This window comes from Protofrankia symbiont of Coriaria ruscifolia (assembly GCF_900634745.1).
Classification (GTDB): Bacteria; Actinomycetota; Actinomycetes; order Frankiales; family Frankiaceae; genus Protofrankia; species Protofrankia californiensis.
Genome location: NZ_CAAAFR010000058.1, coordinates 1 through 26,988 on the forward strand (window position 1 = coordinate 1; position 26,988 = coordinate 26,988).

23 protein-coding genes are annotated in these 26,988 nt (G+C 68.1%); 17 read left to right on the forward strand and 6 right to left on the reverse strand.

What is annotated here, in order from left to right; all coding sequences use genetic code 11:
• Positions 1-397 precede the first annotated feature (397 nt).
• From CV1CTNOD_RS08850 to CV1CTNOD_RS08870, 7 genes are all read left to right on the forward strand, one after another.
• Positions 398-1,513, forward strand: coding sequence for an RHS repeat-associated core domain-containing protein (locus tag CV1CTNOD_RS08850; RefSeq protein WP_131785661.1), 1,116 nt, complete (start codon positions 398-400; stop codon positions 1,511-1,513).
• 137 nt (positions 1,514-1,650) lie between these two features.
• Positions 1,651-2,160, forward strand: a complete 510-nt coding sequence (locus CV1CTNOD_RS26425; protein WP_242606519.1) for a transposase family protein — start codon at positions 1,651-1,653, stop codon at positions 2,158-2,160.
• Positions 2,126-2,800, forward strand: a complete 675-nt coding sequence (locus CV1CTNOD_RS26430) for an ISAs1 family transposase (protein ID WP_242606520.1) — start codon at positions 2,126-2,128, stop codon at positions 2,798-2,800. The genes CV1CTNOD_RS26425 and CV1CTNOD_RS26430 overlap by 35 nt, the downstream gene beginning before the upstream one ends.
• 234 nt (positions 2,801-3,034) lie before the next feature.
• Positions 3,035-3,439 (forward strand): hypothetical protein, encoded by a 405-nt coding sequence (locus CV1CTNOD_RS08860; protein ID WP_165485394.1) that lies wholly within the window; start codon positions 3,035-3,037, stop codon positions 3,437-3,439.
• 377 nt (positions 3,440-3,816) lie between these two features.
• Entirely contained in the window at positions 3,817-3,975 is a 159-nt protein-coding gene (locus tag CV1CTNOD_RS24575; RefSeq protein WP_165485395.1) for a hypothetical protein, read from the forward strand.
• A 198-nt stretch (positions 3,976-4,173) separates the two neighbouring features.
• Positions 4,174-5,817 carry an IS1634 family transposase gene (locus CV1CTNOD_RS08865; protein WP_131785663.1) on the forward strand — a complete coding sequence of 548 codons (1,644 nt, stop codon included), beginning with the start codon at positions 4,174-4,176 and terminating at the stop codon, positions 5,815-5,817.
• Between the two features lie 180 nt (positions 5,818-5,997).
• Positions 5,998-6,669, forward strand: coding sequence for a class I SAM-dependent methyltransferase (locus CV1CTNOD_RS08870; RefSeq protein WP_131785677.1), 672 nt, complete (start codon positions 5,998-6,000; stop codon positions 6,667-6,669).
• Positions 6,670-6,764: 95 nt separating this feature from the next.
• On the opposite strand, the gene CV1CTNOD_RS08875 is transcribed toward CV1CTNOD_RS08870, so the two are convergent.
• The gene (locus CV1CTNOD_RS08875; protein WP_131785664.1) at positions 6,765-7,592 is read right to left on the reverse strand and encodes an oxidoreductase; all 828 of its coding nucleotides are present in this window, start codon (positions 7,590-7,592) and stop codon (positions 6,765-6,767) included.
• A gap of 113 nt (positions 7,593-7,705) precedes the next feature.
• Here CV1CTNOD_RS08875 and CV1CTNOD_RS08880 point away from each other — a divergent pair, with 113 nt between their 5' ends.
• Positions 7,706-8,608: a LysR family transcriptional regulator gene (locus CV1CTNOD_RS08880; RefSeq protein WP_131785665.1), complete on the forward strand. Its 903-nt coding sequence runs from the start codon at positions 7,706-7,708 to the stop codon at positions 8,606-8,608.
• A gap of 127 nt (positions 8,609-8,735) precedes the next feature.
• On the opposite strand, the gene cysC is transcribed toward CV1CTNOD_RS08880, so the two are convergent.
• The gene (cysC, locus tag CV1CTNOD_RS08885) at positions 8,736-10,493 is read right to left on the reverse strand and encodes an adenylyl-sulfate kinase (RefSeq protein WP_242606522.1); all 1,758 of its coding nucleotides are present in this window, start codon (positions 10,491-10,493) and stop codon (positions 8,736-8,738) included.
• 92 nt (positions 10,494-10,585) lie between these two features.
• On the opposite strand from cysC, the gene CV1CTNOD_RS08890 reads away from it, so the two are divergent.
• The 3 genes from CV1CTNOD_RS08890 to CV1CTNOD_RS08900 all read left to right on the forward strand — a co-directional run bounded on the left by CV1CTNOD_RS08890 (position 10,586) and on the right by CV1CTNOD_RS08900 (position 13,901).
• Positions 10,586-11,419, forward strand: a complete 834-nt coding sequence (locus tag CV1CTNOD_RS08890) for a 3'(2'),5'-bisphosphate nucleotidase CysQ (protein ID WP_131785666.1) — start codon at positions 10,586-10,588, stop codon at positions 11,417-11,419.
• Between the two features lie 195 nt (positions 11,420-11,614).
• The gene (gene cysD, locus CV1CTNOD_RS08895) at positions 11,615-12,529 is read left to right on the forward strand and encodes a sulfate adenylyltransferase subunit CysD (RefSeq protein ID WP_131785667.1); all 915 of its coding nucleotides are present in this window, start codon (positions 11,615-11,617) and stop codon (positions 12,527-12,529) included.
• A gap of 127 nt (positions 12,530-12,656) precedes the next feature.
• Positions 12,657-13,901, forward strand: coding sequence for a sulfate adenylyltransferase subunit 1 (locus CV1CTNOD_RS08900; RefSeq protein ID WP_131785668.1), 1,245 nt, complete (start codon positions 12,657-12,659; stop codon positions 13,899-13,901).
• A gap of 131 nt (positions 13,902-14,032) precedes the next feature.
• On the opposite strand, the gene CV1CTNOD_RS08905 is transcribed toward CV1CTNOD_RS08900, so the two are convergent.
• Positions 14,033-14,773 carry a pyrimidine reductase family protein gene (locus CV1CTNOD_RS08905; RefSeq protein ID WP_131785679.1) on the reverse strand — a complete coding sequence of 247 codons (741 nt, stop codon included), beginning with the start codon at positions 14,771-14,773 and terminating at the stop codon, positions 14,033-14,035.
• A 374-nt stretch (positions 14,774-15,147) separates the two neighbouring features.
• Between CV1CTNOD_RS08905 and zapE the strand changes: the two genes are divergently transcribed.
• The gene (gene zapE / locus CV1CTNOD_RS08910; RefSeq protein ID WP_131785669.1) at positions 15,148-16,284 is read left to right on the forward strand and encodes a cell division protein ZapE; all 1,137 of its coding nucleotides are present in this window, start codon (positions 15,148-15,150) and stop codon (positions 16,282-16,284) included.
• A 476-nt stretch (positions 16,285-16,760) separates the two neighbouring features.
• Here the strand turns inward: zapE and treZ are convergent, their stop codons facing one another.
• Positions 16,761-18,512, reverse strand: coding sequence for a malto-oligosyltrehalose trehalohydrolase (gene treZ / locus CV1CTNOD_RS08915; protein WP_131785670.1), 1,752 nt, complete (start codon positions 18,510-18,512; stop codon positions 16,761-16,763).
• Between the two features lie 275 nt (positions 18,513-18,787).
• Here treZ and CV1CTNOD_RS08920 point away from each other — a divergent pair, with 275 nt between their 5' ends.
• The 5 genes from CV1CTNOD_RS08920 to CV1CTNOD_RS08945 all read left to right on the forward strand — a co-directional run bounded on the left by CV1CTNOD_RS08920 (position 18,788) and on the right by CV1CTNOD_RS08945 (position 25,686).
• Positions 18,788-19,552 (forward strand): histidine phosphatase family protein, encoded by a 765-nt coding sequence (locus CV1CTNOD_RS08920; RefSeq protein ID WP_242606523.1) that lies wholly within the window; start codon positions 18,788-18,790, stop codon positions 19,550-19,552.
• A 653-nt stretch (positions 19,553-20,205) separates the two neighbouring features.
• Positions 20,206-21,195 carry an ABC transporter permease gene (locus CV1CTNOD_RS08930; RefSeq protein ID WP_242606524.1) on the forward strand — a complete coding sequence of 330 codons (990 nt, stop codon included), beginning with the start codon at positions 20,206-20,208 and terminating at the stop codon, positions 21,193-21,195.
• A gap of 77 nt (positions 21,196-21,272) precedes the next feature.
• Positions 21,273-22,325: an ABC transporter substrate-binding protein gene (locus CV1CTNOD_RS08935; RefSeq protein ID WP_131785673.1), complete on the forward strand. Its 1,053-nt coding sequence runs from the start codon at positions 21,273-21,275 to the stop codon at positions 22,323-22,325.
• A 113-nt stretch (positions 22,326-22,438) separates the two neighbouring features.
• Entirely contained in the window at positions 22,439-23,221 is a 783-nt protein-coding gene (locus CV1CTNOD_RS08940) for an ABC transporter ATP-binding protein (protein ID WP_131785674.1), read from the forward strand.
• Complete coding sequence (locus tag CV1CTNOD_RS08945) at positions 23,218-25,686, forward strand: molybdopterin-dependent oxidoreductase (protein ID WP_131785675.1); 2,469 nt, start codon at positions 23,218-23,220, stop codon at positions 25,684-25,686. Before CV1CTNOD_RS08940 ends, CV1CTNOD_RS08945 begins: the two co-directional genes overlap by 4 nt.
• A 194-nt stretch (positions 25,687-25,880) precedes the next feature.
• On the opposite strand, the gene CV1CTNOD_RS08950 is transcribed toward CV1CTNOD_RS08945, so the two are convergent.
• Both CV1CTNOD_RS08950 and CV1CTNOD_RS08955 read right to left on the reverse strand, forming a co-directional pair.
• Complete coding sequence (locus tag CV1CTNOD_RS08950) at positions 25,881-26,330, reverse strand: NUDIX hydrolase (RefSeq protein WP_131785676.1); 450 nt, start codon at positions 26,328-26,330, stop codon at positions 25,881-25,883.
• 4 nt (positions 26,331-26,334) lie between these two features.
• Positions 26,335-26,820 (reverse strand): hypothetical protein, encoded by a 486-nt coding sequence (locus CV1CTNOD_RS08955; protein WP_242606525.1) that lies wholly within the window; start codon positions 26,818-26,820, stop codon positions 26,335-26,337.
• Positions 26,821-26,988 lie beyond the last annotated feature (168 nt).

Below are 26,988 nucleotides of genomic sequence, written 5' to 3' on the forward strand. Positions count from 1 at the left end.
GACATGAGACCACACAACGATCACTGTTGCTGTAGTACTATTCAGTCGTGGAATGGTCTACCTCGTCAGATGCGTCGAGAAGTCAGAAGATATGCGAGAGACGGACGCCTTCATCCTGAGCCACTAGTTGCAAAAATATCTACCGAATGGGCGAGGGCTGTTCTCCGTAAGGTGCCGCGGCGGGGGCGCAAATCTGGCCGTAAGACGCATCTAATTTATATACTATTCGCCAGCATTATCGATCTTCTTGTGAATGCGAATGGCGCTGTTCTGGGTGGGGCTTTGGGTCGTCCTGGCGGACATAGCATCTATGATAAGAGAGCTGCGCGACGAATTATGCGTGCACACGAGAGAGCGGCGGCTGGCGATCTATAGTGAACTGTTCCGCGTTTGGTAGATGGTCGGGGACTGCGCCCGGGCACCCGTCCGGGCCTACGGCGATCCGATGATCTGTTCGACCCGGCAGTATAGCTATGACGCCGATTCCCACCGGACGAGCCTGGTCAACCACCCGGATGCCGGCGGGAACCCGACGAGTGGAAACTGCTCGTCGACCACCACCCCGGACTTCACCCTCAACTCCACCTACGACCAGGCGGACCGGCTGACCGACTCCGGCTACGGCTATGACCTGTTCGGCCGGACCACCGGGCTGACGGTCGCCGGCGGGGCGTCGGTGAGCGTGGGTTACTACGTCAACGACATGGTGGCCTCCCAGACCCAGGGGTCCACGACACGTACCTATGCGCTGGATCCGGCTCGTCGTGTCCGGTCGTGGACGCAGGGGTCGACGAGGTCGACGAATCACTATGCCGATGGTGGGGACAGTCCGGTGTGGATCGGGGTGTCCGACGGTACGTGGACGCGCAACATTGCCGGGATCGGTGGGGATTTGGCCGCCGTCCAGGCCAACACCGGTGCCGTCACCATCCAGTTGACCAACTTGCACGGCGATGTCGTGGCCACCGCTGACGACTCGGCCGGTGTCGGTTCGATCGCGAGTTTTGCGGACAGCGGCGAGTTCGGCGTGCCGATTTTCGCCTCGACCGCGTTTCCTCGTTATGGCTGGCTCGGTGGCAAGGAGCGTTCCGCCGATACTCTCGGTGGGCTGATTCTGATGGGTGTACGCCTCTACAACCCGTTGACCGGCCGGTTCCTGCAGGTCGATCCGGTGGTGGGTGGTAACGCCAATGCGTACGACTACTGTGTTGGTGATCCGATCAACTGTACCGATCTTGATGGCCGGTGGGGTTTCCACTGGCGGTCAGTGGTCAAGTGGACGGCTCTTGCGGGTGCTGTCGTGGGTGCGGCGGCCTGCGGTGCGTCGGTCGTGTGTGGTATAGCGGTGGGCGTGGCTGCTGCGGCTACGGCTTATGTGGCGCAGAATGCGGGAACCAGCAGCTGGAGCTGGACGGGGCTTGCTGTCGAGACGGCAGTCGGCGGCGTGGCAGGTGGAGCTGAAGGTCAGGTAGCCTCGTTTGCCCGACAGGGCTCCGGCACGTTGGGGATTTGACCGGTTGATCCCCCCGGAAGGATGATGATCTTTCTGGTGGTGGGGCCACGGCCGGGCCACGTGTCGCAGGCAGAAAAGCAGGCACGCCGCTTGTAGATCACGGAGGTGTCTAACGTCTTCGTGGTCTGGGGTGCGGCGTGCCTGTGGGCGCATTGTCCCGTGTCGCGGCCGGTGTGGTGGCAGCCGGTGGCGTGTTGCGGGAAGAAATCTGGGAGCGGCTGGGCAGGGTGCCGGATCCGCGTTCACCGCGGGGCCGGGTCTACCCGTTGCCGTGCCTGCTGGCGGTGTGGCTGTGCGCGCTGACCGCGGCCGGCCATGACGCGGCCTGCGCGGTCGGGCAGTGGGTCGCCCGGGCAAGCCCGGCGGAACTGGCCCGGTTACGGCTGCCGTTCGACCCGTTCACCGGCCGGCACCGGATACCCGACGAAGCGACACTGCGCCGGCTGCTGGCCCGGGTGGACCGCGACGCACTCGCCGCCGCGCTACTCGGTGACACCACCCTCGCCCCCGACGGCGGGTTACCCGCGGCGGTGGCGGTCGACGGGAAGACCAGCCGGGGCGCACGGCGGGCCGACGCACCTGCTGGGCGTGGCGACGCACGGGAGCGGGCTGTTGGCCGGGCAAGTCGAGGTCGACGCGAAAAGTAACGAAACAGCCGCGTTCCAACCGCTGCTGGGCGCCCTCGACCTGACCGGGGTGACCGTCACGTTCGACGCGATGCACACCGTGCGGGCCAACCTCGACTGGCTCGTCACCACCAGGAACGCCCACTACGTGGCGGTCGTGAAGGCCAACCAGCCACTGCTGCGGGCCCGACTCGCCCGCCTGCCCTGGACCGACATCCCCACCACAGAGATCACCCGCGACCATGGACACGGCCGGGACGAGACCCGCACGTTGAAGGTCGCCACCGTCGGGTTCCTCGACTTCCCGCACGCCGCCCAGGCAGTGCGGATCATCCGCTGGCGGCGGGCGAAAGGACGCCGGCCCAGCCGCGAAACCGTCTACCTGATCACCGATCATCCCACCGAGACCGCCAGCCCTGCTCTCCTGGCGGCCTACGCCCGCCGTCACTGGCACGTGGAGAACAAGATCCACTACGTCCGTGACGTGTCGTTCGGCGAGGATGCCTCAACCCTGCGCACCGGCAACATCCCGACCAACATCGCGACCCTACGCTCCGTCGTGATCAACAGGCTGCGTCGGGCCGGCTACCGGTTCATCCCACCCGGCCGCCGCGACCACACCACCCCGACCACCGCACTCGATCTCCACGGCTTCCCCTGACAAAACCGGTCAGACCGCGATCACGCCGGAGCCCTGGTTTGCCCGACAGGGTAGAGAAATCAAGCTTGGTAAAAATGTCAGAATTGCACCATTTGGCAACCGAACTAAACATCGCCTCGGACGATATCCGCACTATCATCGTCGAGGTGTCGATGGTAAGACTGGAAAGACGTTTCCTGGTCAAGGGATCGGTCGACACCGCCCCTGGGAAAGAAAAAACGGTGACAAATGCTGGTGGAGCAGATGGTAGAACGACAACCCCCCTTTATCCTTAACGAGCATGGAGACGTTGAAGTCTTCGATTCGGAAGCGGAGTTGCTTAGCTACGTTGAATCGATCGATATTCTAAACGAGGAGTATGAGGTCTGGGATGGCGATGGTCGTAAACTTGGCCTGCGCGCAGATCCGAAGATGCTCACCGATGGTCCACTTCAAAAGTCTGAGCTCGAAGCATTGTTGAGACAGCACGTTCGCTATCTATATAGCAATGGATATGTGTCATTCGAGCCCTCGAATAAGGCATCAATTCAGGATCTAATCGGTATCATTCATAGATTTCAGCATGCCGGAGTGGAGGATGGGAAAAATTACTTGACGCAAGCTAAATTAATATTTCGGAGAATATTTCGGAAGAACTGATGGTATAGCGGAAACATTCACGGAAACGCAGTGGACCGAGCCGGTTACGTAGAAGATCGAATCTTCCGCGCCGCTGACGGTAATCGCTCGGTAGTAGATCAGGTTGGATGGGGTGAACTGTTCTACATTTAGATATTTGGGATTGCGCCCGGACGCCCTCCCGGGTTCGTGGTGGTTCATCCGCTGTTTTCTGACAGAGGACTCCGTTGCAACCTGTTCTGGCGTCATCCACTCACCCGGGTCGACCTTGGTCTTCCTCGACGGCCTCAGCCAGTACCTCGCCCTCCTGACCGGACGTTGACTCGACGCTGTCCGGTCGGCCGGCCCGTCCGGACCGCTCGCGTTGAACCGCTGCGGCCACGACCGGACGGTCCTGGGTGGCGGTCCATGGTGGCGGTGATCTGACCGGTGCGCAGGCCGTCCCAGCTGGCGGTACCGCAGCGATCACACTCCGGGACACCCGCTCGACGCCGCTGGTGCCACGGTGGGCGTCGGTAGCCGGCGTCATCGCGGTCACTACCGCCAACGGCCGCTGAAGGGTGGACCGGCGGGCCTCAACCCGTCCGGGGACCATGTACCGATGGCGGAGAGGGAGCGGACGGCCCGCGCATCGGACCTGGACCCCTGAGTTCGGTCACTTGCTCGTTTTCGATCACGGTGTAGTGCGCTGACCTGGGGTGATGGATGCCTGGTGGGCGGTTCTGAGGCACTAATCGGTGCTCTACGGTGTGGTTGTGGCCTGGATTCGGCGGGTGCGGACGGCGTCGGGGGCGACGGCTGTGCAGATCGCCGAGTCGGTCAGGGGGCGACGGCGGATCGTCGCGCATGTGGGTTCGGCGCATACCGAGGCCGAGCTCGGGGTGCTCGTCGAGCGGGCCCGGGAGCTGTTGAGGGATCCGGGCCAGGGCGAGCTCAAGCTCGGGGTCGAGTCGGTCGCGGTGAAGGCACCGCTGCTCGGCGAGGACGGCCCTGCCCCGGCGGTTCTGTTCGACGTGGCCGTGGAACCGCCGCGTGGGCGGGCGACGGTCGCCGGACCGCGGGTGGTCGCGACCGGCTCGCGGGTGCTCTACGACGCGCTCGTCTCGGTGTTCACGTCGTTGGGGTTCGACGCCCTGAAGGATGAGGTGTTCCGGGACCTGGTGATCGCCAGGCTGGTCGAGCCGACGTCGATCCTGGACACCGGCAGGGTGCTGGTGGACCTCGGCGCCACGCCGGCGAGTGAGAAGACGATGCGCCGTACTCTGCTGCGCGCCCGGCGGGACGGCTACCGCGACCAGCTCGCCGGGCTGTGTTTCGCTCACGCCAGGGCCGCTGGTGATGTCTCGCTGTGTCTGTATGACGTGACCACGCTCTACTTCGAGGCCGAGAACGAGGACGACCTGCGCCGGGTCGGCTACTCCAAGGAACGCCGCGTCGACCCGCAGATCGTCGTCGGGCTACTCGTCGACCGGTACGGGTTCCCGCTGGAGATCGGCTGCTTCGAGGGCAACCGGGCCGAGACCGCGACGATCCTACCGATCGTCCGCCAGTTCAAGGACCGTCACGGCCTGGAGAACCTGGTCGTGGTCGCCGACGCCGGCATGCTGTCCGCGGGCAACCTGCGCGACCTCGACGAGGCCGGGTTCGGGTTCATCGTCGGCTCCCGGGTCACCAAGGCGCCGATCGATCTGGAGTCCCACTTCCGCTGGCACGGCGACGCGTGCACCGACGGGCAGATCATCGACACGATCACCCCCAGGAAGGGCCGCAACCGGGACAACGACGTCGCGGTGAAAGCCGAGCCCGTCTGGGACCGGGAACAACACCCCGGGTCGTGGCGGGCGGTCTGGGCTTACTCGGCCAGACGCGCCGCCCGCGACACCAGGACGCTGACCGCCCAGGAGAACCGCGCCCGCGCCGTCGTCGGCGGAGAAAAGACCGCGCGCACCCCGAGATTCGTCACGGTCACAGGCGACGCCGCCACCCTCGACGAGGCCGGCCTCGCCCGCGCACGTCGGCTCGTCGGCTCGTCGGGCTACGTCACCGACCTCCCGGTCACCGTCCTGACCGTCCCTGAGGTCATCGCGAACTACCACGACCTCTGGCACGTCGAGCAGTCGTTCCGGATGTCCAAGACCGACCTCGCCGCCCGGCCCATGTTCGTGCGCACCAAAGACGCGATCGACGCCCACCTGACCATCGTGTTCACCGCGCTCGCCGTCGCCCGCGCCATCCAGAACCGCACCGGCCTCGCGGTCCGCAACGTCATCCGACAGCTCCGCCCACTCCGCTCCGCGACCATCGCGATCAACGGCGCCGTCCAGACCTTCCCACCCGAACTCGACCCCGAACGCAGAACCCTGCTCGACGCCCTCACAGGCAAGGCACTAACCAAATGACCAAACTCAGGTCCCAGCTGGCGGTACCGCAGCGATCACACTCCGGGACACCCGCTCGACGCCGCTGGTGCCACGGTGGGTGTCGTGGGCGTCGGTAGCCGGCGCCATCACGGTCGCTACCGCCAACGGCCGCTGAAGGGTGGACCGGCGGGCCTCAACCCGTCCGGGGACCATGTACCGATGGCGGAGAGGGAGCGGACGGCCCGCGCATCGGACCTGGACCCGGACCTGGCCGAGCGGCAGCGCCGTTACTGGGACAGGCACGCCGGTTCCTACGACCGGGAGATGGCGTTCCTGGAGCGGGTCCTGTTCGGTGACGGGCGGGCCTGGGTCTGCCGGCAGGCCACCGGGCGGGTGCTGGAGGTCGCGATCGGTACCGGCCGCAACCTCGCCCACTACCCGGACACGGTCAGGCTGACAGGCGTCGACGTGAGCCCGGCGATGCTGGCGCTCGCCCGGCGCCGGGCGGACGAGGCCGGTCGGGACATCGCCCTGCAGGTCGGTGACGCCCAGACACTGGGGTTCGCCGACGGTGCCTTCGACACGGTCGTGTGCACGCTGGCGTTGTGCAGCATCCCGGATGCGGACCGGGCCGTGGCCGAGATGAAACGGGTCCTGCGTCCCGGCGGCCGGCTACTGCTGCTCGACCATGTGGCCGGCGTCAGGCGGGCCGTCCGGGCCGTCCAGCGCATCCTGGAGGCGATCACCGTCCGGGTCGGCGGCGAACACCTGCTGCGCCGGCCACTGGCGCAGGTCCAGGCTGCGGGCTTCCGGATCGAGCGGTGCGAACGGTACAAGTGCGGGATCGTCGAACGGCTGATGGCCCGCAAGCCGCAGGAGGACGAGGCCTGACCACCGGATGCCCCGGCGAGGTGACCTGGTCTCCCCGCCGACTCTGTCCGGACCAAGGACACGGTGGGCAATCTGTCGACGGTGGTGGCCTAACTTCACTGCTCAAAGGCGGTGCTACGGGCGATCTTCTCCCAGGTGATGATCTCCGCTCGGACGCTGTCGAGGTGGCCGAGGACGGCGTCGACGGCGTCCGCGCCCAGCGGCAGACGCAGCGGGGTCTCGTCGGCGTCCAGCGCGGTGAGGATCGCGGCCGCAGCCTTGGCCGGGTCACCGGGTTGCCTGCCGTCGCCGGTCCTGGTCATCTGCCGGGTCGGGCCGACCGTGTCCGCGTAGTCCGCGATCTCCTCGCTGGCGCTGATATTGGCGAACAGGCTGGTACGGAACGCGCCGGGCTCGACGATCAGCACCTTGATGCCCAGTGGACGCACCTCGGCGGCCAGCGCTTCCGACATTCCCTCGAGCGCGAACTTGGTGGCGCTGTAGGCGGAGAACCCGGCAAAGGACATCTGGCCTCCCATACTGCTCAATTGCACGATCGATCCAGACCGGCGGGCGCGCATGTGCGGCAGTACGGCGCGGATCAGCGTGGCGGGCCCGAAGACGTGCAGGTCGAACAGCGAACGCAGCTCGGCGTCGGTGGTCTCCTCGGCCGCGCCGACGTGGCTGCGGCCGGCGTTGTTGACCAGCACGTCGATCCGGCCGTGGCGGTCGGTCAGATCCCGTACCGTGGCTTCGATGCCGAGGGCGTCGGTGACGTCCAGCGGCAGTGCTTCGACCTGATCGGGGTGTGCGGCGACCAGGTCATCGAGCGTCGTGACGCGGCGGGCGGTCGCGACGACGATGTCCCCGGTGGTGACTGCCGCCTCGGTGATCGCCCGCCCGAATCCGCTGTTCGCCCCGGTCACCAGCCATACCCTGCTCATCGGATTCTCCCTCGCTCGGTCATTCGCTCCGTTGGTCATTCACGCGGGTGGCCATTCACGATCTACGATGCCGGCAGGCCTGATTGTCTGTCCAAGGCCGGACGTGATAACCCATGGTTATGGACGTGCACGGGCGGGATCTGCGGTATTTCGTCGCCGTTGCCGAGGAACTGCACTTCACACGCGCGGCCGAGCGGCTGTTCATCTCACAACCGGCACTGAGCAAGCAGATCAGGACGCTGGAACGGCAGCTCGGCGCGCCGCTGTTCGAGCGCGACCGCCAAGGGGTCCGGCTGACACCGGTGGGTGCGGCGCTGCTGCCGCACGCCCAGCGCGTACTCGCCGCCTGGGACACCGCATGGGAGGCGGCCGAACAGGCCAAGGCCGCCGAACGGGCAACCCTCGTCGTGGGGATGAGCACCAGCCCCGGCCGCGGTGGTCTGCTACCGGCGATCAGGTCCCGGTTCACCGACACGCACCCCGCGGCCACCGTGAAGCTGCGCCAGGTCAACTGGGACGACTCGACCGCGGGACTTCAGGACGGCACGAGCGACGTGGCCTTCGTATGGCTGCCGATTCCCGATCCCGGCCGCTACGCATGGGTGGTGGTGGCCGAGGAACCGCGCCTGGTCGCCATGCCCCAGACGCATCCGCTGGCCGACCGCGGGGTCGTCGACTTCGCCGACCTGCTGGACGAACCGTTCCTCGCCCTGCCGGAGAGCGCCGGAGTACTGCGGGACTACTGGCTCGCCCTCGACGCCCGCGGCGGCAGGCCACCGCGCATCGGCGCCGAGATCGCCAGCACGGACGAGACCTACGAGGCCCTGGTGGACGGACGTGGCGTCTGCCTGCTGGCCGCCGGGAACGCGCCCCTGATCACCCTGGGCAACGTCGTCACCCGCCTGGTCCGCGGCATCTCGCCCAGCCAGCTCGCCCTCACCTGGCGAGCCGACGACCACCGCCCGCTGGTGCTGGACTACGCCCACGCCTGCCGCCAGGTGGCCGCCCACCTCTGAACGGGCCCGCCGGAGCGCACGCCGCCGGGGCGGTCCGGCGCCCTTGCGCGCCGTCCACGGGGATGTGTGCGCCGTTGATTCCTTGTCTGCGGCCTCTGGCGCGGGGTCAGGCCCCTGGCGTGTGGGGTCAGGAGGTGAGCCAGCCGTCGGTGCGTAGGTGGTCGAGGACGGTCTGGACGGCGTCGTAGGGGGACGCGCCCGCGGTGTCGATCACGACATCGGCGTCCGCGGGTTCCTCGTAGGGGTCGGACACCCCGGTGAAGGCCGGGATGATGCCGGCGCGGGCCTTGGCGTAGAGGCCCTTGCGGTCACGCGCCTCGCAGACCTCCAGCGGGGTGGCGACATGGACCAGGACGAACCCGCCCCCGCTTTCTTCGACCATCGTTCTGACCTGGTGGCGGACGTCGTCATAGGGAGCTATCGGCGCGCAGACGGCGGTGCCGCCGACAGCGGTCACCGCCGCCGCGACAAAGCCGATCCGCAGGACGTTGGCATTGCGGTCCTCGCGGGAAAACCCCAGCCCTTTGGACAGATGCAGTCGGACCACGTCCCCGTCGAGCAACGTGACCCTGCGGTCCCCGCGTTCGAGCAGCCGGCACGCGAGCAGCTTGGCAAGCGTCGACTTGCCCGAACCGGACAGTCCGGTGAACAGCACGGTGAATCCCCGCTCGCCACGTGGCGGCTGCGCCCGGACCAGCTCGGCGGCCACTGCCGGTGGGGTGAGCGGCGGTGGTAGCCGCGTCCCGCGGTCGAGCAGCATCGACAACGCGGTTGCGCCGGGGGCGCTGGTCGCCGGGCCCACGATCATCGACCCGAATCCGTAGGCGAGTGAGACCTGTAGCCGGTAGGCCACCTCCCCGGCAAGGGCAGGCTCGGTCTTGCGGTCGTCAGTCTCCCGGCCGGCGGTCTGCTGGCTGGCGCTCTGCTGGCTGGCGGTCTGCTGGCCGTCGCCGTCCCGGCCGCTGGTTTCCCGGCCGGCGGTCCGCTGGCCAGCCTTCTCCCGGTTGGCGGTTGCGGCGCGATCGGACGCCGTGCCGCCGGCGGCGGCCGGCTTGTGATCGGTGGTGGCGGTCTCGGGGCGGATGATGGTGTCCGGGCCGAAGGCGACGGACTCTGTCAGGCGCGCAACCGCCCGTACCGGTACCAGGGCGAGCATGATCCGGACGTCGGTGAGCGTGGCCAGTGCAGCCTTCAGGCACCGTATGCGCAAGTGGTGGCCGGCATCGGCCGGATCGGCCCCGCCGACCGGGGCGAGTACGGTGACAGCGCTCCCGGCGACGCTCAATGCCTCGATGCGGTCCAGGTCCGCGGTGTGCAGCAGGCCGTCGACCCATACCGCGATGGGCGCCGGCTCGTTCGGGACGATCCAACCGCGCCGGAGCAGCTCCGCGCGCAGCGCCGCGGGAGTGAACCGCAGCTCCGGATAGTCGGGGTGCTCGGGCAGCCGCAACCCTTCGACCGTGCCGGACAGCGTCGAGCCCACGACCTCGGTCAGATGCAGAGCGGCGAGCATGACGCCTTCGGCGTCCCGCAGGGCGACCGTTGAACCGGGCTGGAACTTCTCGGTGTCCTGGGCGCCTTCGTCCCTGGCGTCCAGGGTGAACTGCGGTGCCGGGGACGGGGGTGCCGGCGGGTACCCCGGTGCCGCTGTCGAGGAGGCCTGTGCCGGGGATACCGCTGTCGGGGGGGGCGGGATCGGGCCGTCGTATGCCTGCTCCGGTTGCGGGCCGTCCTGCGGTGGATACCCGCCGGACAGCCGCAGCTCCAGTTCCGCAAGCTGAACAGCACTCAGTGTCACTGACTGCCAGCGCAGCGAGGCCGCGGTCAGTTCCGCGGCACGCGCCTCGTCGACCAGCAACGCGGTCCTCTCACCGGTGGTAAGCACACCAGTGACGGTAGCGGTTGGCGTGCGTATCTCGCCGGTGGTGACGGGCTGACGCGCCGCCCGGCGCCACGATCGGTGGCACACTGCCGTTGATGAGCACCGAGCAGCCGACGGACGCCGATGGCGGGGTCTGCGAAACACCCGCGGGCGCTGCCGCCCCCGCCGACTCCGTACCCGGCGATCCCGTGCTCGGCGACTCCGCGCTGGCGGCGCGGCTTGCCACCGATGCCGGCGCGCTGCTGCTGCGGGTCCGCGCCGAGCTGGGATTCGCCGATCCCGCCGCGCTGCGGGACGCCGGTGACGCCCGCTCGCAGGTGCTGCTGGCGCAGGCGCTGGCCCGCCACCGTCGGCATGACGCGGTCCTGTCCGAGGAAGCGGTCGACGACCCCGCCCGGCTCGCCGCCCGCCGGGTGTGGATCATCGATCCCCTGGACGGGACTCGGGAGTTCAGCGAGCAGGGCCGATCCGACTGGGCGGTGCACGTCGCGCTGTGGCAGGACGGCGAGCTGACCGCGGGTGCTGTCGCGCTCCCGGCGCGGGGCGTCACGCTGGCGACCGGTGCGTCGTCTCCTGCGCGTCCCGTGCCTGCCGGCAGCCCGCGGCTGGTGGCCAGCCGGACCCGCGCCCCCGCGCTGGTCGCCACGGTGGCCGAGGCGCTGGGCGGCACGGTCGTGCCGCTGGGTTCCGCCGGAGCGAAGGTGGCGGCGGTCATCCGCGGTGAGGCGGACGCCTACATACACGCCGGCGGCCAGTACGAGTGGGACTCGGCCGCGCCGGTGGCCGTCGCCCGGTCGGTGGGCCTGCACACCAGCCGGATCGACGGATCCGCGCTGGTCTACAACCGACCGGACCCGTTCCAGCCCGATCTGCTGGTCTGCCGTCCTGATCTGGCCGGTCCGATCCTGGCGCTGATCGCCCGCGGCTGACCCGCTGACCACTGACCACTGACCGTCGATCGTTACCACTGACCACTGACCGTCGATCGTTACCACTGACCGTCGATCACTGATTGTTGATCGCTGATTGCCTGCTGGAGTCGCTGTCCTGTAGGCCGGTTCGTGGGCTACGTTGGGTGGAATTTCTGCCGGCCTTCGCCGCTGGTCTCGACGGGGGGATTCCGCGTGCCCGCAATCGGCTACGAGCTCACCCACCTGCAGACCCTCGAGTCCGAGGCGATCCACATCTTTCGTGAGGTGGTGGCCGAGTTCGAGCGTCCCGCGTTGCTGTTCTCCGGCGGCAAGGACTCGATCGTCATGCTCCGGGTCGCCGAGAAGGCGTTCTGGCCGGCGAAACTGCCGTTCCCACTGGTGCACATCGACACCGGTCACAACTTCACCGAGGTGATGGAGTTCCGGGACACCCGGGCGGCACAGTTGTCCGCCCGCCTGGTCGTGGGCTCCGTCCAGGACGCCATCGACGCCGGAACCATCACCGAGGACACTCGGCCCGGGGCGTCGCGTAACCAGCTCCAGACGCCGGTGCTGCTCGACACCATCGAGGAGAACAGGTTCGACGCCGTGTTCGGCGGGGCACGGCGGGACGAGGAGAAGGCCCGGGCAAAAGAGCGCGTGTACTCGTTCCGGGACGAGTTCGGTCAGTGGGATCCGAAGAACCAGCGTCCCGAACTGTGGTCCCTCTACAACGGCCGGCATCGAGCGGGCGAGCACATCCGGGTGTTCCCGCTGTCGAACTGGACGGAGCTCGACATCTGGCGCTACATCGCGCAGGAGAACCTGGAGATCCCGTCGATCTACTATGCGCACACCCGTGAGGTGGTGGAGCGCGACGGCATGCTGCTTGCGGTGACCTCGTTGACGCCGCCGCTTGAGGGGGAGCGTGTGATATCCCGCCAGGTCCGCTACCGGACGGTGGGTGACATGTCCTGTACCGGGGCGATCGCGTCGGGCGCGGTGACGATCGACGAGGTGATCACCGAGGTCGCCTCCACCAGGATCACCGAACGTGGCGCGACCCGTGCCGACGACCGGGTCAGTGAGGCGGCGATGGAGGACCGCAAGCGAGAGGGCTATTTCTGATGGCCGTGATGGCTGCGATGGCTGCGATGGCTGTTCTGACGGCCGTGACGGCCGCGATGACGGCTGTGCCAACGGCCGTCCTGCGCGTTCTGGTTCCGGGTACCCGTATGCGAGCTGGAGAGGTGTGATGAGGGAGCTGCTGCGGGTCGCCACCGCAGGTTCTGTTGACGACGGCAAGTCCACGCTGATCGGACGGTTGCTCTTCGACACCAAGTCGCTGTTCTCCGACCAGCTGGCCGCGGTGGAACGCACCAGCCGGGAACGCGGAGACGGTTATGTCGACCTGGCGCTGCTCACCGACGGATTGCGGGCCGAGCGTGAGCAGGGCATCACCATCGATGTTGCCTACCGTTATTTCGCCACCCCGAAGCGGTCGTTCATCCTCGCCGACACCCCTGGCCACGTGCAGTACACCCGCAACATGGTTACCGGGGCCTCCACCGCTGACCTCGCACTGCTGCTGGTCGACGCCCGCAAGGGTGTGCTCCAGCAGACCCGGCGGCACGCGTTCCTTGCCTCGTTACTGAGGGTTCCCCATCTTGTACTGTGCGTGAACAAGATGGATCTGGTCGATTTCGACCAGGCCGTGTTCGAGGAGATCAAGGACGACTTCCGGGCGTTCGCCGCCAAGCTGGAGATCGTCGATGTGGCGACGATCCCGATCTGTGCGCTCAGCGGGGACAACCTGGTGTCCCGATCGCCGAGCACCCCCTGGTATGAGGGCACCTCGCTGCTGCACCACCTGGAGGAGCTGCACATCGCCTCCGACCGCAACCTCATTGACGTCCGCTTCCCGGTGCAGTGGGTGGTCCGGCCGCGCACCGACGAGCTGCACGACTACCGCGGTTACGCCGGTCAGATCGCCGGTGGCATTCTCAAGCCGGGGGACGAGGTAATCGTCCTGCCGTCCGGTCTGACCTCGCGTATCGCCGCGATCGACACCTTCGACGGGCCGGTCGACGAGGCATTCCCGCCGATGTCGGTGACGATCCGGCTCGAGGACGACCTGGACATCTCCCGTGGGGACATGATCGCCCGGTTGGCGAACCAGCCGGCGGTCGGCCAGGACATCGACCTGATGGTCTGCTGGATGGCGGACGCGCCACTGCGGACCCGGGCCCGACTTGCGATCAAGCACACCACCCGGTCCGTACGCAGCGTGATCAAAAACATTGCCTATCGGGTGGACGTCGACACCCTGCACCGGGACGAGGCCGTAGCCGAGCTGCGGCTCAACGACATCGGCCGGGTGACGGTGCGGACGACGACGCCGCTGTGTTTCGACCCGTACCGGCGCAACCGTACGACCGGCAGCGTGATCCTCATCGACGAGGCCACCGGAGCCACCGTCGGCGCCGGCATGATCCTCTGAATGGCCTGCGGCTGGGCCGCCGGCAGGGCGAAAGAAACATGATCGCGCTGCTCCTGGCCCTCTGAACGACTCTGCGGTCCGGCGGTAAGCCAGACCCATAACATCATGATCATGATGTCTCGCGGGTGCGGTCAGCGGCGCAGATAGCGCAGGAACAGGTTGCCGTCCTCCTCGAGGAGGTGACTAAGAGTCATCTCCAGGGGGGTGTGCCAGCGCTGGCCGCGGACGATCCGCAGGTGGTCGGGACCGGCGAGCAGTGGGGCAAGGGTCACGCACAGCTCGTCGAGCAGGCCGGCGTTCGCGAGATCGGCGTGCAGGGCCGGGCCACCCTCGCACAGGACGCGGTCCAGTCCCCGCTCGCCGAGGGCGCGCAGGGCCGCGGCGGGATCCACCGTCTGGTTGCCGCAGATCAGTACGTCGGCGACCTCCGCGAGCACCTTGCGCCGGTCCGGGGGCGCGGCCTCGCAGGTCAGGACGAGCGGACGTGCCTGCGCGGCGAACAGCCGGGCGGACGGGGCCAGCCGCAGGCTCGCCGAAACGACAGCGACCGGCGGGACCGCGCTCTGCCCGGTCGCGATCCGCCGCTCGCGCCGTTCGGGCGGGACGACGACCGGTCCGTAGTCCTCGGCGACCGCGGTGCCGGCACCGACGAGGACGACGTCGGCGAGCCACCGCAGCGTCCGGAAGATCCTGCGGTCGGCGCTCCCACCGAGAGCCCCGGAACGGCCGTCGAGCTCGGCGGCTCCGTCGATGGACGAGACGAAGTTCGACCGGACATGCACCTCCCCGGCAGCGACCGGCGGCAGACGGTAGCAGACGTCCAGGTCGACGCTGTCGGCCGTCGTTGTCGTTGCGGCGTGACCGTCGGCTATGCCGTCGACGGGATGCCCGCATGGGGGCTGCCCTCCGAGCTGATCGCAGTGCTGCCCGTCGGGGTGCCGCCGGCCGGGCTGATATGGGGACAGGAGGTGACGCACTCCGGCAACTCTATTCTCGCCGGGGCCAACAGGCAGTCGTGCCTTCCCGGGCCGTTCGTCGGACCTTACCGGGTTGTCGCGTCTTCCTCTCTCGTCGTCTCTTCCTCTCTCGTCGTGCCTTCCTGGTCGTTCGTCCCTTCCTGAAAAGCAACCGGATCGGATGCGGGTGATCGGATGTCACAGCGCTCGAGGCGAAAAACGATGTGAGTTCGCTCGCGCGGCACTTCTTAGGACAACATCAACCCAGGCTGTCTTCGTAGGGTGAAAAAATGCCGGAACGTCTGGTCGACCGCCGTCCCGAGGTACCTCCGGACGATCTGGTCGCGGCTCTCGTTCCACCGCCGCGATTCAACGACGTCCGCTTTGACACCTACCGGCCGGATCTCTCCGAGCCGAGCCAGGCCGCCGCTGTCGTGGCGCTCGGCCGGTTCGTCGACCGCGTCACGGCAGGTGACGGCAAGGCCGGGGAATCGTCCGGGGCTGGGGGACGCGGCCTGTTGCGGTTCGGTCGTCGCAACCAAGGTGGACGTAGCATTCGTCATGGCGGGCGGGCGGGTACCGGCGGTGCCGGTGCGGGCTCCGCACCTCCTGGGATCTATCTCGACGGTGGGTTCGGGGTCGGTAAGACCCACCTGCTCGCCTCGCTGTGGCACGCCGTGCCGGGGCCCAAGGCATACGGGACGTTCGTCGAGATCACTTCCCTGGTCGGTGCGCTCGGGTTCGCCCGGACGGTGGACGCTCTCGCCGGCCTTCGGCTCCTGGCGATCGACGAGTTCGAGCTGGACGACCCCGGTGACACCGTCCTCGTCTCCACGTTGCTGACCAGGCTGGTGGAGTCGGGTGTCCGGCTGGCGGCGACGAGTAACACCCAGCCCGACGATCTCGGGGCCGGCCGGTTCGGTGCCGACGACTTCCTGCGCGAGATCCAGGGGTTGTCCGCGCGGTTCCACGTCCTGCGGGTCGAGGGCGAGGACTTCCGCCATCGCGGCCTGCCCAAGCCCCCGGTGCCCCTGGACGACCAGGAGGTGAGCCGCCGCGCCGCGGCCACCCCCGCCGCCAGCGAGGACGGGTTCACCGAACTGTGCGCGTACCTGGGTGAGCTGCATCCGTCCCGCTACGGCGCGCTTGTCGACGGTATTGAACTGGTATGCCTGCACGGAGTGACCGCGGTGGCCGATCAGGCGGTGGCGCTGCGTCTGGTCGTCCTCGCCGACCGGCTCTACGACCGGTCGGTGCCTGTCGCGGTGTCCGGACGGCCCTTCGACGAGCTGTTCTCGCCGGAGATGTTCGCCGGGCCGCACCGCAAGAAGTTCCAGCGCGCGGTGTCGCGGCTGTCCGCGCTTGCCCGTGACGGCGGGTCCGACCAGATGGTCGTCGGGGAAGGGTCGGCGAGCGCCGGAGGCTGACGACCGGCCCCGACGGCCCCGACGGCCCCGACGACGTGCACGGCCCGGCAGCGTCCCGCCGCTGGGCCGTCGCCGGGCTGTGTCCCGCCGTTGGGCTGTCGCCGGCCCGCCCCGGCGATGGGACACTTTTACCCTGCCGCCATACTGACCGAGCGCACCGGCGGATATCGGCGGCCGTCGCCACGGGCGTCAGCCGTGTGACAGCCGCAGCTGCCGGGCAGGGTGGTCCCCGCGGCTGGAGGCCCGCTGTGTCGGACTCGGCCTGGAGGGATGTGTACGGATGGCGACCTATGTTGTTCTGCTGGTCGTCGTGCTGGTGGTGGCTGTCTGCATTCTCGGGCTGTTGTATCTTGCGCTGTCCCGAACCGAACGGCACGACCGGCGGTATTGACGCGAATTGGCGCGGATTCACGCCGCTCGCCGGAAGGGCTTTCCCCGCCCCGTGGAAAACGCCCGCTCGCCGGCCGGGGTGGGGTTCAGAGCAGGCGGGCGATCACGACTGATTCGGCGTCCAGTTCGATGCGTCCCGGCATGAAGGTGAAACCGGTGGCGGAGGCGGCCGGGATGTCGAAGGGCACGCCCTCGACCGGCACCGGCTGGCGCCGATCGGCCAGGTTGCACACGACGGCGACCTGGCCGCGGCGCAGCACGAACCACCGGGCATCCTCGTCGAAACTGCAGTGCACCGACGGCAGGCGGGGGTCGGTGAGGTCCGGCAGGGTCCTGCGCAGTGCGGTCAGACGCTGGTACCACTTCAGCAGCCCAGCGTGCCGGGGGGCCTTGAGCTCCGACCAGTCGAGTTTGGAGCGGACGAACGTCGCCTCGTCCTGGGGGTCGGGGATCTCGTCGGGGCCCCAGCCGTGTGCGGCGAACTCGCTGCGGCGTCCCTTGCGGATGGCTTCGGCCAGGCCGGGCGCGCTGTGATCGCTGAAGAACTGCCAGGGCGTGGTCGCCCCCCATTCCTCGCCCATGAACAGCATCGGCGTGAACGGGGAGGTCAGCAGCAGCGCGGCACCGACCCGCAGCAGGCCGGCGCGCAGCGTCGCACTTGCGCGGTCGCCGACCGCTCGGTTGCCGACCTGGTCGTGGTCCTGCAGGAACGCGATGAAACGGTGGGCGGGAATGTGGCCCGGCACCGGGCGGCCGTGGGAGCGCCCCCGGAACGTCGAGTACGTCCCGTCGTGGACGAACACGTGTTCCATCGCCTTGGCCAGGGTGGCGAGGCTGCCGAAGTCGCTGTAGTAGCCCTGGCGCTCGCCGGACAGCGCGGCCCACAGGGCGTGGTGGACGTCGTCGCACCACTGCGCGTCCAGGCCGTGTCCACCGGCTTCGCGGGTGGAGACCACCCGGGGGTCGTTCAGGTCGGACTCGGCGATCACGAACAGTGGCCGGCGCTGCTGGGCGGCGAGCCCGTGCACCGCGGCGGTGATCTCCTCCAGCAGGTGGACGGCCCGGTTGTCGGCGAAGGCGTGCACGGCGTCCAGGCGCAGGCCGTCGCAGTGGTAGTGCCGCAGCCAGTCGAGCGCGTTGTCGACGATGAACGCCCGGACCTCGTCCGAGCCGGGCGCGTCGAGGTTGACCGCGGGCCCCCAGGGCGTGACATGGGAGTCGGTGAAGTAGGGGCCGAACCGGGACAGGTAGTTCCCGTCCGGCCCGAGATGGTTGTAGACGACGTCCATGATCACGCCGATGCCCCGGTTGTGCGCCGCGTCGACGAAGCGCTTGAGCCCGTCCGGACCGCCGTAGGGCTCGTGGACGGCGAACAGGTCCACACCGTCGTACCCCCAGCCGTGCCGGCCGGCGAAGGCGTTGACGGGCAGCAGCTCGACCGCGTCGACCCCGAGGGCCACGAGGTGGTCGAGCCGTTCGATGGCCGCGTCGAAGGTGCCTTCCGGGGTGAACGTGCCGACGTGCAGCTCGTACAGAACGCTGCCGGCGAGCGTGATACCTCGCCAGGCACTGTCGGACCAGGAGAACAGCGAGTGGTCGACCAGGCGTGAGCGGCCGTGGACGCCGCCCGGTTGCCAGGCCGAGCGCGGGTCGGGCAGCTCGTCGACGTCGCCGTCGACCAGGAACGCGTAGTCGGTGCCGTGACCGGCTGAGGGCACGTTCACCCACCACCAGCCGCCCTCGTCGGTCATCATCTCATGGACGGTTTCATCACTGTCCGTGCCGGTAACCACACCCACCGTCTTGGCATCTGGCGCCCACACGCGGAAAGTGCTCATTGGTACTGTCTACCCGTTGTCGATTGCATGAGCATCTGTGATCTCGATTTCACGGCGCTGTTACAGGTGTGGTGTCGCGCATACTGCCTGACGTTCTGCTTGACGTTGCGTCGAGCGGCCCTTCGCTGATCGTGGGATTGCCCCGGGTCCGTCCTGTCCATGTTTCAGGGCAGCACGGATCGGGTCCGTCCCGCCCGAGGTTTCGGCTGGTTCCAGGACGAATCACGACTCGAGTGTCGTCGGTACGGTTCGAGTATCGCGGGTACGGTGTGATCGTGCACATAGCGACAACGGGTGATGCCACTGCGTTCGGCGTGCCGGCGGAACTCGTCGTGGTGCGACATGGGCAGAGCACCGGTAACGCGGCCCTCGCCGCGGCCGAAGCCGCCGGCAGCGAGGACGCCGGCATCACCCAGCGGGATCCCGACATCCCGCTGTCGGTGCTCGGCGGGGAGCAGGCAAGGGACCTCGGTGGCTGGCTTGCCTCGCTGCCGGCGGAGCGCGTCCCGGAGATCATAAAATGTTCACCGTACGTCCGTGCGCAGGAGACCGCCCGTATCGCATGTGAGGAGCTGGCGCGTGCCGGCCGCGCGGTTCCCCCGCTGGTCCTCGACGAGCGGTTACGCGACCGTGAATCGGGTGTGTTGAGCAAACTGACCTCGGTTGCCGTGCGGATCCGCTTCCCCGACGAGACGCGGCGGCGTGCCCACCTCGGTGAGCTCTACTACCGGCCGCCGGGCGGTGAGTCCCTTACCGACGTTGCGCTGCGGCTGAGGAGTTTCCTGCGGGACGTGTGCCGGGAGCATGCCGGCCGCCGGGTGCTGGTCGCCGCACACGACGCGGTGGTCATCATGTTCCGGTTCGTTCTCGACAACCTCACCGAGGCCGAGCTGGTACGCCTGTACGGTTCGGTCGCCAACGCCTCTGTCACCCGCTGGGTGGCGGACGCCGGACGCCTGCGCCTGGTCGAGTACAGCCAGACCAGCCATCTCCGGGCCGGTCATCCCCGCGGCGGTCATCTCGGGGCCGGTACCGGCTGACAGCGGGGAACACGCGCTGCATCCCTACTGATCTCTACTGATCCCTATTGATCACTATTACCGGCTTTTTGTCGGGTTCTCCACGTTGGACGATGGGATCCAGCGCCGCGGCGGCAGCATCGGATTCACATCGTCCAGCGTTTCTGACCGTTCAGTCTCCGGTCATGCGCCCTCAGTCGTGATCTTACGTTTGTCGTCGGAGTGATTGACAACTTTCTCCATCGTCAAGATAGAGAAGTATGATTTCTGCCATATTCCCATCATCTTGACGATTACTGGTTGTTTCCTCGAAAGTCCACAGCTATGTCACTGCGCACACCGCTGATTCGCCGCCGGTGTGTGGACTACGCGCTGGTGTGCAGCTGTCGCTGTTTGTCCTGTCGGGCTTAGCTCGGGCAGGGCGGGTCGACCCACCGAGTCACCTGCTGCTTACGGATCCCGCGACCGCGCATTCCTGACTTCCCAAGTTCCGGTTCCCGGTGCCGGGACGCCCACCGTCCCCCATAGCCGTTAGCCGTGTCCCTGACGGCCCGAGTCGGCCGGGCTCGCTCGCCACGCCCCGGATGCCGCGTCATGGCGGGTGACCAATCGTGACAGCCATTGATCGTGACAACCGTTGCCGGCCACCGTCCGCAGAGAGACCAGGAATAATCATGGCAGAGCAGACGATCGTGCAGATGCCTCCCGCGGCCCGCGTCCCGCGGGACGGCGTCGACGTCGGGCCCGACACGGGCGCCGGGGCCGAGGCGAGTGTCGGTGTCGGTGTCGACGCGGGTGTCGGTGTTGATGCCGGTGCCGGCACCGATGTCGACGGCCCGGCCGAAGTCCTGGTTGCGGGCGGCGGGAGCACCCCCGCGGCCAGTCGCCGAGCCGTTGCCGTGCCCTACCGGCTGATCTCCTGGCTGAGCCCTCTGCTCCTGCTGGTGATCTGGGAGGCCCTTGCCCGCAGCGGGGTGATCTCTGCGCAGGTGCTGCCCGCGCCCACCACGGTGCTGTCCACCGCCCGGGAGCTCACCGCCAGCGGCCAGCTCCCGAAGGACGCGCTGATCAGCCTGAGGCGGGCCGCGACCGGTTTCGTGATCGGCGGCGGGGTCGGCTCCTCCCTGGGTGTCGCGGTCGGTTTCTCCAGGCTCGCGGACGCGCTGCTCGACCGTCCGATCCAGATGATCCGCGCGGTGCCCTTCCTGGCTATTCTGCCCCTGGTGATCGTGTGGTTCGGGGTCGGCGAGTCCGGCAAGGTCTTCCTGGTCGCGCTCGGCGCCGCCACCCCGATCTACCTCAACACCGTGCTGGGGATCCGGCAGGTGGATCCCAAACTCCTCGAGCTCGGGCGGGTCATCGGCCTGTCCCGGCGTCAGCTGATACGTCGGATCGTGCTGCCCGGTGCGCTTCCCTCCATCCTCAACGGCATTCGCCTGGCCCTCACCACCGCATGGCTCGCTCTGGTGGTCGCCGAAACCGTCGGCGCCGACTCCGGTATCGGCTTCATGGCGATGGACGCACGCGAATTCCTGCGCACCGATGTCATCGTGCTGGCGATACTGATCTACGCGACCATCGGAATCCTTTCCGACCTGGCTGCCCGGCTGCTCGAACGTCGCCTGCTCGCCTGGCATCCGAACTATGCGAACGTCCGTACCTGACCACGCTCGATATTACGTCAAGTAATCAATATATGACTGTTGACTATTCAATGGTCTCGTGCCGTAAAGGAAAACCGATGTCTCCTGCGAACCCCCTGTGGACTCCGACCGCCGCGCGTGGCGCCGACAACAGCCGGCACACTGTGATAGGTCGCCGCGGATTCTCCCGGCGGACCTTCCTGTCCACCGCCGCCGCGGCCGGCCTGGCGGTTCCGCTGGCCGCCTGCGGATCGGATGACAGCGGCAAGGGCAGCGGCAGCACCACCACGGTCCGGCTCACCTTCGGGACGGGATCGCCGGAGAAGGAACGCGGCGTGCTGGAGAAGAACCTGCAGGCACAGGGCATCACGGTCCAGTGGCTCGGCCCGTTCCCGAACCACGCCCCGACCCTGCAGGCGGTCACCGGGGGTAGCGCGGATTTCAGCTTCGGGGGAAGTTCCACACCGGCGGACGCCGCCATTCTCGCCGGCTCCCCGCTGGTATACGTCGGATTCGGCGAGTCGTCGCCGCGGACCAGCGCCATCCTCGTCCTGCCGAAGTCGGGAATCCGCTCGGTGAAGGACCTGGCGGGCAAGTCCGTCGCGGTGAACAAGTCCGGACTCGGGGAGTTCCTGCTGGTGGCGGCCCTGGAGAAGTACGGAGTCCCCAAGGACCAGGTGAAATTCGTGTACCTGAACCCGCCGGACGCGGCACCGGCGTTCTCCACCGGAAAGGTTGACGCCTGGTCGATCTGGTCCGGCCCGCGGGAGCAGGCCGAGGTCGCCTACGGCGCAGTCCCCATCTTCGTCGACCAGGACGAGCTGCCCCGGCAGCTGGACTTCCGCAGTTACCTGGTCCGCAAGGAATACGCCGAGAAGAACGCCGATCTCATCCGCAAGGTGATCAACGCCTACACGGCGGACTTCGAGTGGCAGGCAAGCCACATAGAGGAGACAGTGCGGATCCAGACCGCCGCGGCCAACTACCCCGACGGCGTCCTGCAGAAGCTGGTGGCCAGCAAGGTCGTCACGAAGCTCAAGCTGATCGACGATGACGCGATCGAGAAGCTCCAGTACGGCGCGGACTGGCTGTCCGAACGCAAGGTGCTGCCCAGCAAGATTGTTATTGCCGACCACGTGGCCAAGCTGTAACGCCGGCCGTCGTCGCGACGGTGGTCGCGACCACCGTCTGAGGACAGCGCGATCCTGGTCCACGGTCTGGCCGCAGGCTTGGCCGAACGCCTGGTTGAAGGGAACCCGAGCCCATGACATCCCAACCCGCCACCGATCCACGGGACGCCGCGGTTGCCGCCTCCACCGGGCGACCGGCCCTCGTCCGGGTCCGTGGCCTGCGTCGTGCCTACCGGGACAAGGTCGTGATCGACAGGCTCGACGTCGACATCGCCGCCGGGGAGTTCGTCGCCCTGCTGGGCAAGAGCGGCTGCGGCAAAACCACCCTGCTGCGTACCCTCGCCGGCCTCGACCAGGCCGACGCCGGCACGGTCGACGTGCCGGCGCAACGGGCGGTTGTGTTCCAGGAGCACCGGCTGCTGCCATGGGAACGGGTCTGGCGCAACGTCGCGATCGGGCTGCCCCGGGCCGAGGGACGGCAGAAAGCCGCGGCCGCGCTGGAGGAGGTCGGTCTCACCAGCCATCTCGGCGCATGGCCGATCACCCTCTCCGGTGGGGAGGCACAGCGGGTCGCGCTCGCCCGGGCGCTGGTCCGCGAGCCCAGGCTGCTGCTCCTCGACGAACCGTTCGCCGCCCTCGACGCGCTGACCAGGATCAAGATGCACGAACTCGTCCGGGAGCTGGTCGCCCGGCACCGGCCGGCGGTGCTGCTGGTCACCCATGACGTCGACGAGGCGATCACACTGGCCGACCGTGTCCTCGTCATGCGGGCCGGGGAGATCGCCGCCGAGCACCGCATCCATCTCAAAGGTGCCCGCAGCCGGGCGGACGGCGACTTCCTGGCACTGCGTGAGGCTCTGCTGGCCGAGCTCGGGGTGCTCCCCGAACCCGGTGCGCTCGCGGCAGCCGTCACGTGACCGGCGTCCACGTACCCACCGGTACGGACGCGGGATCCCGCGCCGATACCGGGAAACGTGGGGATACCAGGGGAGAGGCAGGATCCGGGACGGGCGCGGAACCCGGCGCGGACGTCGGATCCGGCGCGGACGCGGAATCCGGGCGGTATGTACCGAACAGCTCGCACTGGGGCACCTTCCAGGTGGCGACCCGGGATGGACGGATCGCCGACGTGCGGCCGCATCCCGACGACCCGGATCCGACCCCTCTGCTCGGCAACATCGCCACCGCCGCGCACCACCCGTCGCGGGTCGCGCGCCCTGCTGTCCGCCGCGGCTGGCTGGAGGGCGGCCCAGGCCCCGACAGCCGCCGCGGCGACGACTCGTTCGTCGAACTGCCCTGGCCACAGGTACTGGATCTGGTGGCCGCCGAGCTCGAGCGGGTGCGCACGCGGCACGGCAACACCGCGATCTTCGGTGGGTCCTACGGCTGGTCCAGCGCGGGGCGCTTCCACCACGCGCAGAGCCAGCTGCACCGGTTCCTCGGCCTCATCGGCGGGTTCACCCGGTCGGTCAACAGCTACAGTCTGGGTGCGGCACACGTCATCCTGCCGCACATCCTCGGCCGGCCCGGAGAGTTCGCGGCGTTGCGGGAGGGCACCTCCTGGCCGGTGATCGCCGAGCACACCGACCTGCTGGTCGCCTTCGGCGGCGTGCGCGCATCCAACCTGTGGGTCACCCCCGGCGGGCGGGCCCGGCACACCGCCCGCCATCATCTGCTGGCCGCGGGCCGGCGGGGTATGCGGGTGGTGTCGCTGAGCCCGATCCGGGATGACATCCCGGCCGAGGTGGGGGCGTCCTGGCTGCCGCTGGTGCCCGGCAGCGACGTCGCGGTCATGCTCGCGCTCTGCCATGTTCTGCTCACCGAGGGGCTGGCCGACCGGGCGTTCCTCGACCGCTACACCGTTGGCGCGGACCGGTTCGAGCAGTATGTGCTCGGCCGTACCGACGGGCAGCCCAAGGACCCGTCCTGGGCGGCGCGGATCAGCGGACTGGACGCGGACGACCTGCGCACCCTCGCCCGCCGGATGGCGGGAGCACGCACGCTGGTCACGGTCGGCTGGTCCCTGCAGCGCATCGAACACGGGGAGCAGCCGCTGTGGGCCGTCATCGCCCTGGCCACGCTGCTCGGGCAGATCGGCCTGCCCGGCGCGGGCTTCGGGCTCGGCTACGGGTCCATGGGTGACGTCGGCGGCGGCCTGCTGCACTATGGGCTGCCCACGTTCAGCCAGGGCCACAACCCGGTCGGGGCGTTCATCCCCGTGGCCCGGATCGCCGACCTGCTGTTGCGGCCCGGTGAACGGTTCGACTACGACGGCGGCGTCCACACCTACCCCGACATCCGGCTCGTCCACTGGGCCGGCGGCAACCCGTTCCACCACCACCAGGACCTGACCCGCCTGCGCCGGGCGCTCACCTGCCCGGACACGATCATCGTGCACGAGCCGTACTGGACGGCGACCGCCCGCCACGCCGACATCGTCCTGCCGGTCACCACATCGTTGGAACGCGACGACATCGGCGCCGGACGCGGCGACAGCCACCTCTCGGCGATGCGTCGCGTGCTGGCGCCGTTCGGCGAATCCCGCGACGAGTACGACATCCTCACCGGCCTCGCCCGCCGGCTCGGGGTGGAGAGGGAGTTCACCGAGGGCCGTACGTCGCGGCAGTGGCTGGTCCACCTGTACGAGCGGTGGCGGGCCACGATGGTCGCGGCAGGGCGGGACATCCCGGGTTTCGACCAGTTCTGGTCGGACGGCTCGGACGGCGAGGTGGCGCTTCCTGACCGTCACGACCGCGTCGTGCTGTTCGAGGACTTCCGCGCCGATCCCGACAAGGCGCGCCTGGCCACTCCCAGCGGACGTATCGAGATCTTCTCCGCCACGGTGGACGGCTTCGGCTACGACGACTGCCCCGGGCATCCGACCTGGCTGGAGCCGGCCGAATGGCTCGGCGCACCGGCCGCGGCCCGTTTCCCCCTGCACCTGATCGCGAACCAGCCGGCAACCCGGCTGCACGGCCAGCTCGACATGGGCGCGCACAGCCAGGCATCCAAGATCGCCGGTCGTGAGCCGCTGCGGATGCACCCGTCGGACGCGGACGCGCGCGGCCTGCGTGACGGTGACGTCGTGCGGGTGTTCAACGACCGGGGAAGCTGCCTCGCCGGGGTGATACGCACGGATGCGCTGCGCCCGGGGGTGGTGCAGATGTCCACCGGGGCCTGGTTCGACTACTCCGCCCCCGCCGTGGCGACCTGCGTGCACGGCAATCCCAACGCGCTGACGGCGGACCGGGGAACCTCCCGGCTCGCGCAGGGCTGCACCGGCCAGCACGCCCTGGTCGAGGTCGAACGGCTCGCCACGGACGCCCCACCCGTCCGCGCCTTCGACCCCCCGGAGATGGTCGACGCGCCGGCCGCCCCCTGACCCGATTTCCGGTTGCGCTTCCTTCAACCGCCGACGCGTCCTCACCCCCACCCATCGGCAAGACCAAGGAAGCAAGGAAAGGCGATGGAGACAGCGCCTCAGGAATAGGCAGGTTAAAGCGCAAGCTGAGGGACAATTGTGCCCCGCGACCCAAAGCGTTGTCGCGGGGCACAATTGCAGGCTGAGGACGGCAGCTATGCCCTGGGCAACTCCCGATACTTGCTGAGCACGTCCTTCACAGCGTCCGTCACCGGCAGTTCCTCGTTGATCGGCGTCCAGGCGAAGGCGTCGTGCTCTTGCATCTCGACCGGCTCCGGGCTGGCCACGTCTACGGCGAAGTTGAACTGTCGACTCTTCTTGCCGCTGCCCGACATGTAATCGAAACTACCGAGATAGTCGCGGATAGCGGCCACGTCCAGACCGGTTTCTTCTTTGATTTCCCGAATGAGCGCCATGTCCAGTGCTTCGTCCGGTTCAACTTTTCCGCTGGGCAGCTCGAAAATACCGCCCATAAAGTCATCCTCGGGGCGCTGAAGGAGCAGCACCTTGCCGCCGTTCTGGACGACCGCACCGACGACGAGTTGCTGAACTCCGTCACGCTCGGATTCGGTCGTGAGTTGCTGGAGAAGGGAAGCGCGTTCCATATTCTTATCCTGGCAGGTCGCCGTAATGCTCGGTTACTTTGCGGAATGCCTCGATGTAGCTATCGACCAGGGGCATATCCTCCTCTCGGTGCCATACCGGCAGCTTGAGCGTGTTGTGATGGACCATTTCGGCGTGCGGGAAATCCCCGGGCCGGTAGGAGAACTTGCCTTCCAGCCCGGGAAACAATGGCCCCGGCTCCTGGAACAGCGGCAGGAGGTTGAGCGGACAGGTTGAGCCGGGCCGGTCCAGCTCGCGGCATCCCTCGGCCTGGAGAGCGTTGTAGAAGCGCTCGACCGGCAGGCCGCCCAACTCGTCGCTGCGGTACTGGAGGATCAAGCCGTACCACGACGAGCGCCGGTCCGTTCCGAGCCGCGGTGCCGCGATGCCCGGCAGGTCGTCCAGATGCTCACAAAGGTGAGTGGCGATACGCTCCCGTCCGGCAAGGTGTTCGTCTAGTGCGGCGTAAATAAATGCTCGTTTCAGTGCCACTGTTAGGCTAGAAAAAGTGTGGGTAAGTTGGATACATGATCCTAACTGATAGTCAACGCGATATTCTCGAGTCCTTGGCTGGAGACGGCGGGTACGACAGGTCTGCGGCTGCCCACGCCCGTATGGTGCTATCGCGGGATGAAGGATTTTCGGTGCGGGAAATAGCCG